Source organism: Bacteroides sp. f07, assembly GCF_042854785.1.
Lineage (GTDB): Bacteria > Bacteroidota > Bacteroidia > Bacteroidales > Bacteroidaceae > Bacteroides.
Genome location: NZ_BAABXI010000002.1, coordinates 933,415 through 949,054, shown reverse-complemented (window position 1 = coordinate 949,054; position 15,640 = coordinate 933,415). Strand labels below are relative to the sequence as shown.

Sequence of the window (15,640 nt, the reverse complement as noted above, 5' to 3'; positions counted from 1 at the left end):
AGAGACGGGATGAATATTTCAATTGTATATTTTGTGATTGAATGAAAGATGACTATCTTTACCTTATGTTTGTAATATTCACATTTATCATTCAGCACACATGAGAAACCGATATTTGCAAATTGGCTCTATTTTCAGCCTTTTCCTCTGTTTATTATCCATTTCACCTTGCCACGCAACGGCCGGCAGCTCGGAGCGCATCCATTTCCGGCGCCTTTCGGTAAATGACGGGATGTCACAAAATACAGTTCTCGCACTGACCCAGGACCACAACGGGAAAATCTGGGTAGGTACGATAGACGGGGTGAACTGGTATGACGGATACCGTTTCGCCACCCTCTACAAAGACTTGAACGACAGCACGAGCTTGTCCAACAATCATGTCTACTCACTCTGCACGGATGAGGAAGGTACAGTGTGGGTAGGTACATTGACCGGATTATCCCGATATAACATTATCGGGAATAATTTCACCAATTACTACCTTCCGGAAAAACAGCCTGTGCAAATATTCAGTATCGGGGATTTGAATGGCAAGAACCAGCTTCTGCTGGGAACGAGCAACGGTCTCATTGTCTTCGACAAAAAAACAGGCTATATGAACCGGCATCCTCTCCTGCGGGAAACCAACGTGTATTCCATTTGCAAGATGAACGACGAGGTACTGCTCGGCACTTCGTCAGGAATCTATCATTATCACCCGCATGACAATTCTGTTGTCCGGCTACTGCCCGAACTGGAAAATGAGGTTGTTTCATCTATTCTCTACGACCCCAGAAAACGTATCTGCTGGCTGGGGACTCTGACTAACGGAGTATATTGCACAGATGAAAATTTCCGGATAAAAAAGCATTATCATTATAAAAGCCCGCAACAATTGCCCGAAAATGCAGTCCGCACATTGGCACAAGATGATAAGGGCAACATTTGGATAGGTACAATCAATGCGCTGTTCGTACTCGAACCCGAAACGGAAAAAATAGCAAAGTATGCTTTCTCTCACGAGAACGAAAGTTCTTTAGGACACAACTCCGTCCGCTCTATCCTGAAAGATAACCAGGGCGGTATGTGGGTAGGCACTTATTACGGGGGGCTCAATTATTATCACGCCATGGCGCCTGCATTCGAGACTTTAACCTATTCTGCTTATAAAAACTCTATCAGTGACAATACGGTCAGTTGCATTGTAGAAGACCCTTATACCGGCAATCTCTGGATAGGTACGAATGATGGCGGACTGAACGAGTACAACAGGAAAAACAATCATTTCTCCGCCTATCGGGCCAACTGCCACAATGCGCACGCATTGCAGTCGGACAATATCAAATGCGTACTTCCCGATGCGGACGGCGTCTATATAGGAAGCCACGGCGGAGGATTAAGTTATTTATCCAAGCGTACCGGACAAATCAAGAACTACACTTTTCCAAAAGCTGTCTCATTCAGCAACAGTTGTTATTCCCTGCTGGACGGAAAGGACGGAACTCTTTGGGTGGGTTCCATTATCGGGCTATACAGTTTCGACAAAAAGACAGGGCAACTGACCATGCATCCCTTAATACAGAAATATCCCAAGCTGAGTTCTCTATTAATCAACGTCCTCTACCGCGACTCTAAAGAACGGATATGGATTGGTACGGAAGAGAGTTTGTTTGTATATGATAATGGGAAACTGGAAGAATGGAAAGACCATACCTCTAAAAACAACCCGGCACTGATACAGGCTTTCTGTATACAGGAAGACAGCAATCACCATATTTGGATAGGTTCTTCCGCCGGCCTGTACAAGTCGCCCGACGGAAGTACCAATCATCAGGTTCGCTATTCTACAAAGAATGGATTACCCAACAACTTCATCTACGGCATACTGGAAGACGGACGCGGCCGATTATGGATAACGACTAACCGCGGCTTGTCCTGCTTTGACCCTTCCGAGCAGACTTTCCTTAACTATACTGTACAGGACGGACTGAGCCATGAACAGTTTAACACGTATGGAGCATGCAAGACACAAGACGGCATTTTCTTTCTGGGAAGCCTGAAAGGCGTCACCTATTTCAACCCATACGAGTTTGTTGATAATCCGTTCTCCCCCAATGCCGTTATCACCGGTGCTACCATTCAGAATCAGCCTATTTTAAGAATTAAAGACGGGTCGTCCAAATATTTCCAGACCGATAACGGCAAGCTATTAGGGATGTCCTTCCCTTCCAACCGGAAACTGTTCAGTATCCATTTCTCTGTTATCAACTATCTCTCCGGCAAGCGGAATCTGTTTGCCTACAAACTGGAAGGATTTGATGAAGACTGGATATATGCAGGCCAGGGCGGTTCACCGAGAAATGTCACCTACTCCAACCTGCCTCCCGGGAAATATACTTTTATGGTGAAGGCATGCAATAATAACGGGCGTTGGAGTGTCGCCCCGACCGAATTCTTCGTGCATATCATCCCGATGTGGTATCAGACGTGGTGGGCAAAGATACTCTATGTCTTATTTACACTGGGCGGACTTGCCTTCATCTTCTATTTCTTTATTGCCCGGGCAAAAATGAAGATGCAGATGCAGATTGAACATCTGGAACGCACCAAGATTGAAGAAATCAGCCAGGAGAAGGTACGTTTTTACATCAATATGTCCCACGAGCTACGCACTCCTTTGAGCTTGATACTGGCTCCTCTGGAAGAATTGGTGGAAGAGGAGAAGAAGTTTGATGCCCCCGTTCAACAGAAACTTTCATACGTATATAGAAACGGGCGTAAACTACTGCACCTTGTCAACCAGTTGCTGGACTTCCGGAAAGCGGAATCCGGTGCATTGCCGATTCACGTTGCTATGAACAACGTGGATGAATTGGGGCGGAACACATTCACCCTGTTCGAAGAGAATGCACAGAAAAGGAATATCACTTACCAATATCAGTCGGAACTGAACGGCAGTCTGCTCCCGATAGATAAAACTTACATGGAGATGATAGTGACCAACCTGCTTTCCAACGCTTTCAAGTTCACCCCGGACGGCGGAGCAATAACGCTTTCCGTCTGGAAAAAGGAGAATAGTTTCGGATTCACGATAAAAGATACGGGTATCGGAATCCCTGCGGAGAAGCAGTCGCGTATCTTCGAACGTTTCTATCAGGCGAACGAAGACCGGAAAGGCAGCGGAATCGGACTTTCACTGGTCAAATGCCTGGTTGAGAAACATCACGGAACGATTAGCGTCAGCAGCAAACCGAATCAGGGTAGTGAGTTCTGCGTCGAACTTCCTTCAGACCTGAAAGTGTTTGCCCCCGGGGAATTACTGGCTCAAAGCGAGAAAGACAGTCCCGACTGGCAAACGGCCTCATTAGCCACAGAAACAATCATCGAAGACGGTGAATTTACGGAAACAAGCGTATCTGCCGGACAGGAAGAGACTGAATCACCGGAAGAGACGACGGAAACGATCTTACTGGTGGATGACAATAAAGAAATGGTGGACTATCTGAAGAATCACTTCAAATCGAAGTACGTCACTCTGACTGCCGGAAACGGCGAGGAAGCATTGGCTATTCTCAAAGAACAGAAGGTGGACATCGTACTCTCCGATGTGATGATGCCGGGCATTGACGGTATAAAGTTGTGCGAACTGATAAAGAAGAATATGCAAACCTGCCATATTCCAGTCATTCTGTTGTCCGCCAAAGGAAGCATTGAAGCACAGACTGCCGGTATCCGGATGGGTGCGGACGACTATATTCCCAAACCTTTCTCCATGAACCTGCTGAAAGGTAAAATCAGTAATATCCTGAAAGCCAAGCAGCGGTTGAGGTATTATTATTCCAACACGATTGATATTGATACGGCCAAAATAACGTCCAATGCACTGGATGAGGAGTTTATGAGCAAAGCGATACAGATTGTCGAAAATAATATTGATGACGAGGGTTTTACCGCCGATGATTTGGCGGAGAAACTTAACATGAGCCGCTCTTCACTATATCTCAAGATGAGTTCCATATCGGGAGAACCACCGGCTAACTTTATCCGCCGCATCCGTTTCAACAAAGCCTGCAAACTGTTGCTCGAAGGAAGATATTCGATTTCTGAAGTCAGCAATAAGGTCGGTTTCAGTTCACCTTCCTATTTCTCTACCAGTTTTAAGAAGTATGTGGGTTGTCTGCCTTCCGAGTATGTGAAGAATGTCCTTTCTGACAAGGTACCATCAAGGGGTAACGGTCGATAGCCTCCTGACAGCCGGAAGTTTTATTTATCAATAAAGTGCTATGCGAGAATTTACGTTCCTTCGCTTTCACTGTTCCGTTGGCAGGGCCATAAAGCAGGTATTCTCCCGTCGTCTTATTTTCAATTTCCAAACGGGCTTCCTGTCTTGTGTCCATCTGCGCCTTAATACGATAATTACCGATGGTGAGTGTGTTATCTGCATCCGGCTTCACATCGGCAAAGGACATGGAGTTGGATTCGTCTATTTGGATAACCGCCAGAAATCTCATATCCTTGCATTTACGGACATTCTCGAACTTGCCGTGGTATTGATTTTTTTCAAAAGCGATTGCTTTTCTTCCACGTTGCGGGTTCAGCCAGTCGAAAGGTTTGACGTACGATGTATCAACCAGAGAAGCAGTCAGTTCGGAACTTCCGAAAATACGGGCAAGCGCATCACAATTATCCGTATCGGCTATCAGTGAATTTTCGGCTTCGAGAATCTTCATACCTGCGCGTTCCAGACCATTGAGCTGGAATGTCCAGGTTACTTCTTTTTCTGCTTCCAGTTCATCATATACTACGATGATATTGGGACGCAGCATCACCAGATGACGGCGGAATTTCCGTACTTGCGGATTATCATTATCATCCAGTATAAAACCGTTTTCGGAGGTGTAAGCTTGTGCGTTCTTCAGCACGGTAGTCCAGTTAAGGGCACTTTGGTCGAAAGGTACATATGCATTTGAAGCATCGCCTAGAGCATAGGTAATATCGTTGCCGTCCAAATAGCGGGCAATCCATCCGTAACCACTGTGTGAATAGGCTTGAGTCTTTCCGTCTACGGTAATGGTATTACGTGCCCGGCTGTGTTTGTGTGCCAGCAAGTAATGTTTATCCTGTGTAGTCACCTTATATCCTGTGGGATAAAATATAGGTTTCCCCTTGTAGGATACATTAAAACTGTTTTGCTCTGCCATTCCGTGAGAACCGACTCCGAAAGGCGAACTGCGGAACGAAACAAACAAATTGTCAGCAGCATTCAGCACGTCGGTATTCATGACGACTATTCCCGTTTGAGGGAATACGGCAGACTGAGGAATATTTGCCAGGTTCACCGCTCCTACTTCCTGCGGTTGATGCTGCAAACGATAGGTGCCGAAGTCTGTTTTCTTAAAAGCAAACGGAGCATCAGGCGATTGCCCGGATAACTCATAGGCATAATGGATAGCAAACGGATTATTCAACTCTTGCCCCAGGATGTATGCAAATTCAGCCCTGAGCCGGTTGACTTCATACACATTGTCACTCCCGTCGCCGAAACCATCACCGGCAGAGTGTAAAGGCATCGTGTAAGCCAATGCATTGGCACAATTGGCATACCATGGATGCGTGAAGATGTTCACGTTGAACAGGTCACGATACAAGACGAAGTTGTTCACCATCGATTCCATATTCACATGGATGTAGCCTATGTTCCCGTTAGGCCATACGCCATCCGACAAAAAGCCGCCACCCGGTGAACGTGACAACCAAATATCATAAAGCATACCGAACCACTTCGCCGCCTGCGCATCATGTCCTTTCATGACGATAGCGGAAGTAAATGCGTTATAAAAAGTATGCTGAAAGAAGTGGGCACACAGTATACCATCCGCCGAACCGACATTTTCCTGCATGGCGTCGTCTATGATAAGGGCAATAACTGTAGTGATGAAGCGCTTATAGTTCTTTTTCTGTATTTCGCTCAGATATGCATAGGCCACATCATAAGTCATGCTCAAGGTGGACATAGACTTGGCACCCGTAAAGTCAGCAGCCGCGTACATTTCAGCCGGCTCTTTTGCCGCAATGTAATCAGCCAAGGCTACAGCTTTCTCAAGATATTGCCTATCCGAGGTGAATCGATAAAAATTCAACAAGTGTTCAATATCGCTATTGATTCTTTCTACTTCGTATCTCAGGCGGAATTTCATAATTTGGCTTCGTTCTACTTCAGAAGTTGTTGCAGGTATAGGTTCACCTTTCACTTTATAATCCGCCACCGCTTTATCCAAAGCGATATCCGCAGCTCTCCGGTAAGCTGCCCTTAATTTCTTCTGGTCGGTTGTCAGCGGTCTGCCGGTTGTTACCTTTCCGAAAATACGGGGATGCTTCTCCGGTATCATAGCATATGCTTCTTCTGCTTCCGGAGACTGGAATTCGGGGATATTTTCGGGGATATTCACTTCATATACCTTCGACCAGGATTTCCCTGACACACGGTAGCGCCAATACCACGTCCCCGGTTTGAGAGGCTTGTGATTATTATAAAACGCCAGTCTCAACCCTGTGCGGGTAAGTACATCTTTATCCGAAAAGTCTCTTGTACGTCCCAATTGGAAGTCATAATGCAGACAGTCATCCATTTTCCTTTTTGTTTTGTCAACAGGAAAAACTTCGGGATACTTGTAGTCAGCCATCGGCCAAGTGAAAACCGGCGGATTGGTTATAACCTCGTGTCCCTTCACCGGATAAGGAAACTCCCGGTTCCCCTTTTGCCGTATACATCCCAGAGTTAATGGGGTAATACCACTCTTACTGCCATCCGCCCCATCTTTATTTACTTTGAAACCATCAGCAAACTGGTGGAAGCCGCTGAATATCTGCTGAGTTGTCCTATCCGACTGCCCGAATGCCGATTGTACGGAAACGGATACGGATGCCACTGCTATGCAGAACAATACATTGATTTTATTCTTCATGATACTAATAATGCCTATCTGTTATAAGATTCTTGTTTCTAAGTATGTAATCATAATTAGTTTATATAATAAATTTAGGCACAGATTACGCGGATTACACGGTTCCTCGAATGATGGCTGTCATAAAGCAACCGTGTAATCCGCGTAATCCGTGCCTGATAATATAAGATTATTTTGCAAGAGTACTTAAACTGTCATTTCTTTACTTTGAAGCTAAAAGCCAGCGGCTCGTTCTTCAAACCTTCAGGCAGGGTGACAGTCACTTTGCCGTCCTTGCAGGAGTACTTCACGCTCTTGCCGTTTTGTAACAGAGTCATTTTGCCTGTCGGCTCGTTACCTTCCCATTCAATGGTAGCAGGCAGTGTTTCTTTTTCGGGCAGGGCATAAATAGCATACAATGTCTTGCCGTCCTTGTTGGCGGTAAACCAGACTTTACCGCAGTTATAGTTCGGGGTGATACGGGTGGCGTAGATAGCCGCACCGTTCTGCTTCAACCAGTCACCTACTTCTTTCAAGCGGTCGACAGCGCCTTGTTCAATTTCGCCTTCCGGAGTGGGGCCGATATTCAGGGCGAGGTTCCCGCCTTTGGCTACAATTTCGGCCAGCATATTGATTACCCATGAACAGGATTTGTATTCGGAGTCCGGGCTCCAGCCCCAAGTCTTAGCCAAAGGTATACAGGTTTCCCACGGGTTGTTTATTTGCTTTTCAGGAACGACACGTTCCGGTGTCTGATAATTCTCGTTACGTCCCAGTACGGTTCTGTCCGCTACGATTAGTCCCGATTGTTTAATGCGCGCTTTCTCTACTATTTCATCCATTTTGATATCCTGTTCGGGCTTGCGTACCCAGCCGCCGTCGAGCCATAGGATATCGACATTTCCGTAATTAGTCATTAGTTCATCAATCTGATTGGCGGTAAACTTCTGGAAGTTCGCCCATTTCTTAGGATACTTCTTGACATCATAGTTTACGTTACGGGTGGGAGTTGACCAGAACGGGTCCCAATAATCAGTGTGATGCCAGTCCGGTTTGGAGAAATAAGTACCAATCATGAAGCCTTTCTGACGGAAAGCATCAAACAGGTGCTTGGTGACATCTGCATATTTACCGTTCTTGTATGGTCCTTTTGTGATGCCATAATCCGAATATTGGGAATCGTACATACAGAAGCCGTCATGGTGCTTGGTAGTGAAGATGAGGTATTTGCATCCGGCTTCTTTCGCAATATCCGCCCAACGGGAAGGCTCGAACTTGACCGGATTGAATGAATCCGCCAGTCCCCAGTACCATTTCTTAAATTCGTCATAAGGTTTGTCAGGGGCTACTCTCTGTCTGCGCTTGGTAAAGCGGTCTTCCGAGCAAAGTAACCATGATTCCGTAATGCCCGGCACGGAATAAATTCCCCAGTGGTACATGATACCGAATTTCACATCTTGCCATTTATCCAGTTTCTCCAGTACTTTCGCATCGGTAGGCCATTCGTAGCTTTCCGAGCTTTCATGTATCAGTTCGCCGTCTTTCGTTCCGAATACTTTCTTGTTTTGTGCGTTCAGTGCCAGCGACAGGCCGATGCACGCAATGAGTGATAAAACTTTCTTCATAAATAATTCTTGTTATTGCATTAGTAATAGATATTTTATTTCTTTGAACCAGAAGTGCTCTCTACAAAAGCAGGCTCACCCTGCAATTGCTTCACGATGTTTTCCGCTTTTTCCACTTCCGCTTTCGTGCCGCAAATCAGTAACGACACACCGCCTTCGGCACCGTCTACACCGCCTTTCGCCGTGACGTGTACATCCACGTCGGCAAATTCTTTGAGAGCTTCGATTTCGGTGTAAATATTGCCTTGCGTCACGTTGAGGCGTACGGTACCTTTGCCACGCGGTGTATCTCCGTTCGTCAACTTCTGCATCTCGAACAGGTCTTGTGTCGTTTCCTTTTCCAGTCCCACGGGTACAATCCAACGTCCTTTGCCCCGGTCAGTATATTTACGTAGTTTGGCTACAGTGCCCCCGTCGGGAGCACCTACGCATACGGCTGCCTGACGTTTGGCGTAGTTCACCATATTGGCGCCTTTGAATACAATGTCTTTCGCATTCATACGACTCAAAGCGTCGGCATAGGAAATATCAACTGGTTTTCCTTTCATCAATACTATCTCCGACTGACGTTTCATTCCTTTGGCAAAATCCTCTTTCGAACTTGGAAAGATTCGTCCTGTGACGAAACTCCCCCGGGGAGTTGACAGTCCGGCAAGCTCTTCTGCAAGATAGGTATTGGTTGTTCCCAAAGTAATGATGACAATGCCGTTCTCTAATCTGTCCTTTACCTCTTTATTTGCGGAAATCCCTTTGGCTATCAATCGTTTGCTCTCGCTGACCGTCAATCGTGCGGTTGCCATATATTCATACGTTTTCTGCGAAGTGGTTTCCGTTATTTCTTTTTCTTTAGGTTGCTGCATACAACTACTGAATGAAAGTGCTATTGCAGTTACCAGGATATAGTTTATTGTTTTCATATTCGATGTCTTTATCTGATTAGATTTCCAGTTCGGGTACTTTATCAACCAGCACTTTTTCATGGCCGTTTTCTTTGATAAGGGTAGCTTCACCTTTATAGTCGATACTTACGTTCTCTCCTTTTTTCGTATGGCGAATGAAGAAAGAGGAAACACCTTTAGAAGATAGATTCACCTTGATGTGCCAGTCGCCTATCTCGATGCAGCCGTCTTTCAGGATTCGTGGTTGCTCAGAGGGTTTCTGTTTGGCGTGAGTATTGATAATTGTAGCAAAACGATATACTTTCTGTTTATCTGAAGTAGCGGTGAAATGCCAATGATTAGGGTATGTTTTAAAGTTACCTTTCTCGTCAGCAATCAGCCAGTTGACGGCAGGGGTAAAGAATTGGCTGGTCGTATCGGTTTTCAATACACCGGTGGAGAAAAGGTACGCATCGGAAACACCGTTTTGGTTGGTAGCCTGAACGTGTATCCATCTCGAATTACTTTTATCTACATTCATCGGATTAATAACCGTATGCAGCAAGTAACTCCAAGTGACAGGCTGTTCAGCTTCGAGCTCATCATAGATAAAAGTAAGACCTGTCTTCCCAAGCTCTACAATATGGCGGCGGAAAGTTTTCAGACCAACCTCGTCCCAGCCATTTTCAGGGGTATATTCCAAACCGGCGGCTTTGCCGCGTTCTATCCAAAGCGGAGAAATTACTTTTCCGTATGCATTGGAGGCATCGCCTACCACATAACCGATATTTTCACTTACATAATAACGGGGTATCCAACCATAACCTTCAGTACCGATACGTTGTCCCATACCATTGACCAGAATCGTATTGTGAGCGCGAGATGCACGGTAACAATAAACAGCATGTTTATCGATAAAAGAAGTACAGTGACCTGCACTATAAAAAAGTGACTGTCCACCCCAGAAAGTATTGAAAGCATTCTGATTGGTCAACGCATGGGATGTGCCGCCATACGGGCTGCTACGAAAACTAATCATAGCACTATTTTCTGTCCGGGACAGATTGGTGGCGAATGAAGCCAGGCCGGATTGTGGGAAAACATGTCCCATAGGCAAGTCGGCAAGACCGGGCCCCACAGGTAGTGGTTTGTCACATTGCAAACGGAACCATGCCAGTCCGCCTGCTTTAGAGGTTCCACCTTCATTCAGTATATTCGGTTGACGTGTCTGGATAGTACGCACATAATCAGCAGCATACGTATTTCCGGTCATCCGGGCGACAGCGTCCGCATAGCCCACTCTCACTCCTCTCGGCGTCAGCACCTTTTCATGAGAACTTCCATTTCCACCCGATTTGGAGAATGGGGGTTGCTGATAGATAGTGTACAGAGCCGAACCTTGATACCATGGGTCGGAGAAGAAATCAAATCCGGTCAGTCTGCTGTAATAATAGGGAACTTCAATCAATGTACGCGTGTTTACCGTGAAGTAAGAGTCGCCATTGTGCCAGGCACCGTCTTGGTTCAGACCGGGGAAACGGGCAATCCATACGTTATAGCAGTAATCCACCCAAGTATCAGCCTCGGACAGCTCGCCATAAACAGCGAAAGCAGCCATGGTAAGAATCCGGAGCGTCATCTGCCAGACATGATTCTCTGCAATGTGGTTTTCCAGATAATTATTGTGATGGTCATACATCTTTGTTCCATATTTCTTGATGCAAGCCAACAAATCTTTTTTAGTTGCCTCATCCAAAAGGTCGTAGAGCGCATCGTAAGCCAATGAACTAAGTGACACAAAAGTTGCGTCATTGAAATCTCCTTTCACATTCCCGCTTTCACCCCAAGTGGTGACTTCCTTGATACGCTTGATAGCTTCGTCAGCATAGCGGCGTTCTTTAGTCAGCATATAAGCACGTATGATAGCTTCCAAGTTTGACTCTTCCCTGTCGACAATACGGCGACTCTCACGAGTAAGCATTGCATTGCGTTCCATTTCGCTAGTCAAATTAGCGGCTAACTTCGTGTTGACGTCATTAATAGACTTCATAGGTGTCTTCATCGCCTTGTTGGCAGCCGAAATATAAATTTTACGTTCGGGCTTGGAAATGCTACGATGGATAAAACTATCCCATTCGTTCTTATCCAGCCAGACACGGGGATGTCCGTGAGGAACTTTGGCAAGAACTTCTTTCAGGGAAGGCGGACAAAACTTGTCTGGATTGGCTTCCACCGTGAACTGCTGAACCGTAGCCCATTCTGTTTGGCCGTTCATAACATTACCGTATTGCCAGTACCATACGCCGGGAGTCAAATCTTTCTCCGGATTGAAGAACGGCCAGCGGGTTTCTACCTGCATTACTCCGGTCTTGAAAGTGGGGTCTTGAGAGTAGCGCAAGCTATAACGGACTTTACTCTTGTCAATCTTATGCTTGGTATCCAGACCGTCCAACCCGCTTTCTACCACATAAAGACCTTCCTGCAACGGCCATTGAAAAGAGACGATGCGGTCAGCAACCACTGCTTTGTCGAGCGGTGAGGGAGTAGCACGCATTTCGTGCATCAAAGTGACATCTTTCAGCCGGATATTGGCAGGTGACTGTTGGGCATGAAGTCCGGATGTAAATAAACTAATTGTAAGAATATACAATATTGGTTTCATGGTGTTTGTTATTAGCTCTGATAGTAAAATGTTTCTTACTCTATACTCAATCCCGTTTAGCTGAACTTCTTCAAATCCTTATACCGCTTCAGTGCCTCCAGATAATAATAATCGGCATAGTTCAGCGGCACATCCACCTCACTGTCATGCGGAAAGCTGCCGACCGAATGCATCAGTATAAATCCGTTGTTTTCCTTTTCTTTCGCCAGATAATCCGGTGAGGAAAGTTGTTTCAGTATATTCTCCGCATACACTACGTAGCTGTTACTTAAATTCTTGTCATCTGTATATCCACACAATTCCAATAGTGCGGAAGCTGTGACAGCCGATGCGGATGCATCACGCGGAGCATTCGGAATCCCTGGTGCGTCATAATCCCAATAAGGGATATAATCATTCTCCGATGGACGGTTCTCCATAATGAAGCGTGCTATCTTATGAGCCGCATCCAAATAAACGGGATTTTTGGTAAATCGGTAGCACATGGTATAGCCATAGACTCCCCACGCCTGTCCACGCGCCCAAGCAGAAGAATCGGAATACCCCTGAAAAGTTCCCTTGGATTCTACTTTTCCGCTTGGAACGGAATAACTGACTACATGATACGAGGTCATATTATCGCGAAAATGATTCTTCAGTGTCTTATCGGCATGAGCGATGGCAATATCCTGATATTTTGAATTTCCCGTTTGTTCGGATGCCCAGAATAGCATTTCGAGATTCATCATATTATCAATGATAACCGGATAACTCCAATCACCAAAATCCCACGAACGAATCAATCCTACTTCCGGGCTAAAACGTGCACAAAGGCTTTCGGAAGAGTTTATCAAAATCTGCTTATCTTTCGGTTCCGGCTTCAAACGGAGCGCTTGTCCATAACTGCAATACATCATAAAACCAATATCATGGTTTCCTGTATAATATTGAATATCTTCCAGGCGGTTGGTGTATTTGCGGGCTTCCTCCGCCAAAGCCTCATCTCCTGTCAACTCATAGGCGAGCCACATAGAACCGGGATAAAAACCGCTTGTCCAGTCTTTGGCATTTTCCAGGCGATAGCTTCCGTCCGGTTTGGTAGAACGTGGGAAACAAACAGTGTCCGGTACATCTTTCAGTTGCTCCGCCATATACAGCAACTGAGAGTCGGAAGTTTTCACTGCGTTCTCAAACCATTCCGGTGCACCCGCTTTGGGAATGCTACAAGCGGTCAGCAGACTCATCCCTAAAACCGCGACATACAACTTTCTTTTCATCTTCATACTTATAGCTTTAATGTTTTATTCATTATCATTCGAAACACTTGTTTTTACTGATAGCAAAAGTAGGAATTGGCGAAAGGAAAGCCTTTATATATCTGTTTTTTCATCCTTGATTTCACACGCACCAATGTAGATTTTATCCAAAATGCTTTTGTTTTTGTCTACTTTCATATAAAGACACAAAAATAGCGCACATCTTCTTCGAAAAGAGGATGTGCGCTATTATAATTCAGATAACAAATTTACCTATCTCACAATATCTTCCGGGAACTTGGCCGGCATCTCCACCCGTTTCCAGGTTTCATAATACCAGGTATTCAGTTCGTTCCCATTCAAATCGTTTTTGATGAAATACTTCAGACACAGATAATCATTATCCTTAATCTCGAATTCCAGAATATTATCCTGATTATCCAGCATCGGGAGATGAATATTCTTCTCGATACTTTCCTTATAAGAATCGTCAGTTAATTGCTTATACGTACCATACCCCGTAATAATTGCATCAGAACCGGGAATAATCGTAAAGTTCACGATTCGTCCGTCTTCACTCAACACCTTAAATGTATTACTGGGCTTCAACTCTCCCGGAACATCGGGAGATTCCGACACATAATGGCAAAGTTGCCAGATTCCTTTCAACTCGGCCGCTTTGAATTTGGTTTTCTTCTGGGCCGTCGCACCTGTTACCGCCAACAACATTATTGAAAGCATGGTAAAGAAATAGAGCTTTTTCATTGTCGTATTATTTTAGTTAACACTCTCGAATGCGTATCTCCAAATATAAATATTTATTTTGAGAATAGAACCATGAAGCGCATAAAAAAACTCGCATAACCGAAAGATTATGCGAGCCTTACATAAATATACCGAAATATTAGAAATCAGCATTTCTCGGTGTACGCGGGAACGGTATCACGTCACGGATGTTCGCCATACCTGTTACGAAAAGTAACAAGCGTTCGAAACCGAGTCCGAAACCGGAGTGAGGACAAGTACCGAACTTGCGGGTATCCAGATACCACCACATATCCTTCATCGGGATATGCATCTCTTCGATACGGGTCATCAACTTATTATAATCCGATTCACGTTCGGAACCGCCAATGATTTCACCGATTTTCGGGAAAAGAACATCCATCGCACGTACCGTCTTACCATCCTCGTTCTGCTTCATATAGAAAGCCTTGATATCCTTCGGATAGTCAGTCAGGATCACCGGACGCTTGAAGTGTTCTTCCACCAGATAACGTTCGTGCTCGGAAGCCAGGTCGACGCCCCAGTAAACCGGGAACTCGAACTTGTGTCCTTTCGCTACGGCCTCTTCCAGAATCTTGATACCGTCTGTATAAGGCAGACGAACGAAATCATCTTTCAATACACCTTGCAGACGTTCAATCAGTCCCTTATCGAACATATCGTTCAAGAACTTCACGTCGTCCGCACAGTTATCCAACGCCCATTTCACACAATACTTAATGAACTCTTCAGCCAAATCCATATTGTCCGCAATATCGTTGAAAGCAACTTCCGGCTCAATCATCCAGAACTCTGCCAAGTGGCGGGGAGTATTGGAGTTTTCGGCACGGAACGTAGGACCGAATGTGTAGATAGCTCCCAAAGCAGTGGCAGCCAGCTCACCTTCCAACTGACCGGAAACGGTCAGACTCGCCTGCTTGCCGAAGAAGTCGTCGTCATAAGAAATGGAACCTTTCTCGTCTTTCTTCAAGTCATACAGGTTCATGGTAGTCACCTGGAACATCTGTCCGGCACCCTCACAGTCCGAAGCTGTAATGATCGGCGTATGGAAATAGAAGAAGCCTCTGTCATGGAAAAACTTGTGGATAGCAATCGCCATGTTGTGACGGATACGGAACACTGCACCAAACGTATTGGTACGCGGACGCAAATGAGCAATCTCACGCAAAAATTCCATAGAATGACCTTTCTTCTGCAACGGGTATGTATTATCGCAAGTACCCAGCACCTCAATTTCGCGAGCCTGCACTTCCACCTTTTGGCCGGAGCCTACAGATTCCACCATTTCACCGTTCACGCTGATACAAGCACCAGTGGTAATCTGTTTCAGCATCTCTTCGTCGAAATTAGCCAAATCTACTACGACCTGCAAATTATTTATTGTAGAACCGTCATTCAGTGCGATAAAGTTTACTTGTTTGCTACCTCTGCGGGTGCGAACCCATCCTTTCACATTGACCATAGCGCCGATGTCCGTACGCTTCAACAGATCAACAATTTTTGTTCTACCAATCTTTTCCATTTAACT

8 protein-coding genes are annotated in these 15,640 nt (G+C 45.4%); 1 reads left to right on the top strand and 7 read right to left on the bottom strand.

Annotation, left to right across the window (positions count from 1 at the left end; all coding sequences use genetic code 11):
- Nucleotides 1–100 precede the first annotated feature (100 nt).
- Nucleotides 101–4,225, top strand: coding sequence for a two-component regulator propeller domain-containing protein (locus ACGHVY_RS18645; RefSeq protein ID WP_390600591.1), 4,125 nt, complete (start codon nucleotides 101–103; stop codon nucleotides 4,223–4,225).
- Here ACGHVY_RS18645 and ACGHVY_RS18640 read toward each other — a convergent pair.
- The 7 genes from ACGHVY_RS18640 to asnS all read right to left on the bottom strand — a co-directional run bounded on the left by ACGHVY_RS18640 (nucleotide 4,140) and on the right by asnS (nucleotide 15,634).
- Nucleotides 4,140–6,947, bottom strand: coding sequence for a DUF4962 domain-containing protein (locus ACGHVY_RS18640; protein WP_390600588.1), 2,808 nt, complete (start codon nucleotides 6,945–6,947; stop codon nucleotides 4,140–4,142). The two genes, ACGHVY_RS18645 and ACGHVY_RS18640, sit on opposite strands and share 86 nt — an antisense overlap.
- A gap of 194 nt (nucleotides 6,948–7,141) precedes the next feature.
- Nucleotides 7,142–8,551 (bottom strand): alpha-L-fucosidase, encoded by a 1,410-nt coding sequence (locus ACGHVY_RS18635; protein ID WP_390600585.1) that lies wholly within the window; start codon nucleotides 8,549–8,551, stop codon nucleotides 7,142–7,144.
- A gap of 35 nt (nucleotides 8,552–8,586) precedes the next feature.
- The gene (locus tag ACGHVY_RS18630) at nucleotides 8,587–9,468 is read right to left on the bottom strand and encodes a hypothetical protein (RefSeq protein WP_390600583.1); all 882 of its coding nucleotides are present in this window, start codon (nucleotides 9,466–9,468) and stop codon (nucleotides 8,587–8,589) included.
- A 19-nt stretch (nucleotides 9,469–9,487) separates the two neighbouring features.
- Nucleotides 9,488–12,091, bottom strand: a complete 2,604-nt coding sequence (locus ACGHVY_RS18625) for a DUF4962 domain-containing protein (RefSeq protein WP_390600580.1) — start codon at nucleotides 12,089–12,091, stop codon at nucleotides 9,488–9,490.
- Nucleotides 12,092–12,147: 56 nt separating this feature from the next.
- A complete protein-coding gene (locus ACGHVY_RS18620) occupies nucleotides 12,148–13,347 on the bottom strand; it encodes a glycoside hydrolase family 88 protein (protein ID WP_390600977.1) in 1,200 nt (399 codons plus the stop codon).
- Between the two features lie 252 nt (nucleotides 13,348–13,599).
- Entirely contained in the window at nucleotides 13,600–14,091 is a 492-nt protein-coding gene (locus ACGHVY_RS18615) for a DUF4488 domain-containing protein (protein WP_308747262.1), read from the bottom strand.
- A 139-nt stretch (nucleotides 14,092–14,230) separates the two neighbouring features.
- On the bottom strand, nucleotides 14,231–15,634 hold the full coding sequence (gene asnS / locus ACGHVY_RS18610) for an asparagine--tRNA ligase (RefSeq protein ID WP_390600578.1): 1,404 nt from the start codon (nucleotides 15,632–15,634) through the stop codon (nucleotides 14,231–14,233).
- Between the last annotated feature and the right edge of the window lie 6 nt (nucleotides 15,635–15,640).

What these genes read in the sequence shown, in the direction of transcription:
- ACGHVY_RS18645 (WP_390600591.1), top strand. Translation starts at nt 101, where the DNA reads ATGAGAAACCGATATTTGCAAATTGGCTCTATTTTCAGCCTTTTCCTC.
- ACGHVY_RS18640 (WP_390600588.1), bottom strand. Translation starts at nt 6,947, where the DNA reads ATGAAGAATAAAATCAATGTATTGTTCTGCATAGCAGTGGCATCCGTA.
- ACGHVY_RS18635 (WP_390600585.1), bottom strand. Translation starts at nt 8,551, where the DNA reads ATGAAGAAAGTTTTATCACTCATTGCGTGCATCGGCCTGTCGCTGGCA.
- ACGHVY_RS18630 (WP_390600583.1), bottom strand. Translation starts at nt 9,468, where the DNA reads ATGAAAACAATAAACTATATCCTGGTAACTGCAATAGCACTTTCATTC.
- ACGHVY_RS18625 (WP_390600580.1), bottom strand. Translation starts at nt 12,091, where the DNA reads ATGAAACCAATATTGTATATTCTTACAATTAGTTTATTTACATCCGGA.
- ACGHVY_RS18620 (WP_390600977.1), bottom strand. Translation starts at nt 13,347, where the DNA reads ATGAAAAGAAAGTTGTATGTCGCGGTTTTAGGGATGAGTCTGCTGACC.
- ACGHVY_RS18615 (WP_308747262.1), bottom strand. Translation starts at nt 14,091, where the DNA reads ATGAAAAAGCTCTATTTCTTTACCATGCTTTCAATAATGTTGTTGGCG.
- asnS (WP_390600578.1), bottom strand. Translation starts at nt 15,634, where the DNA reads ATGGAAAAGATTGGTAGAACAAAAATTGTTGATCTGTTGAAGCGTACG.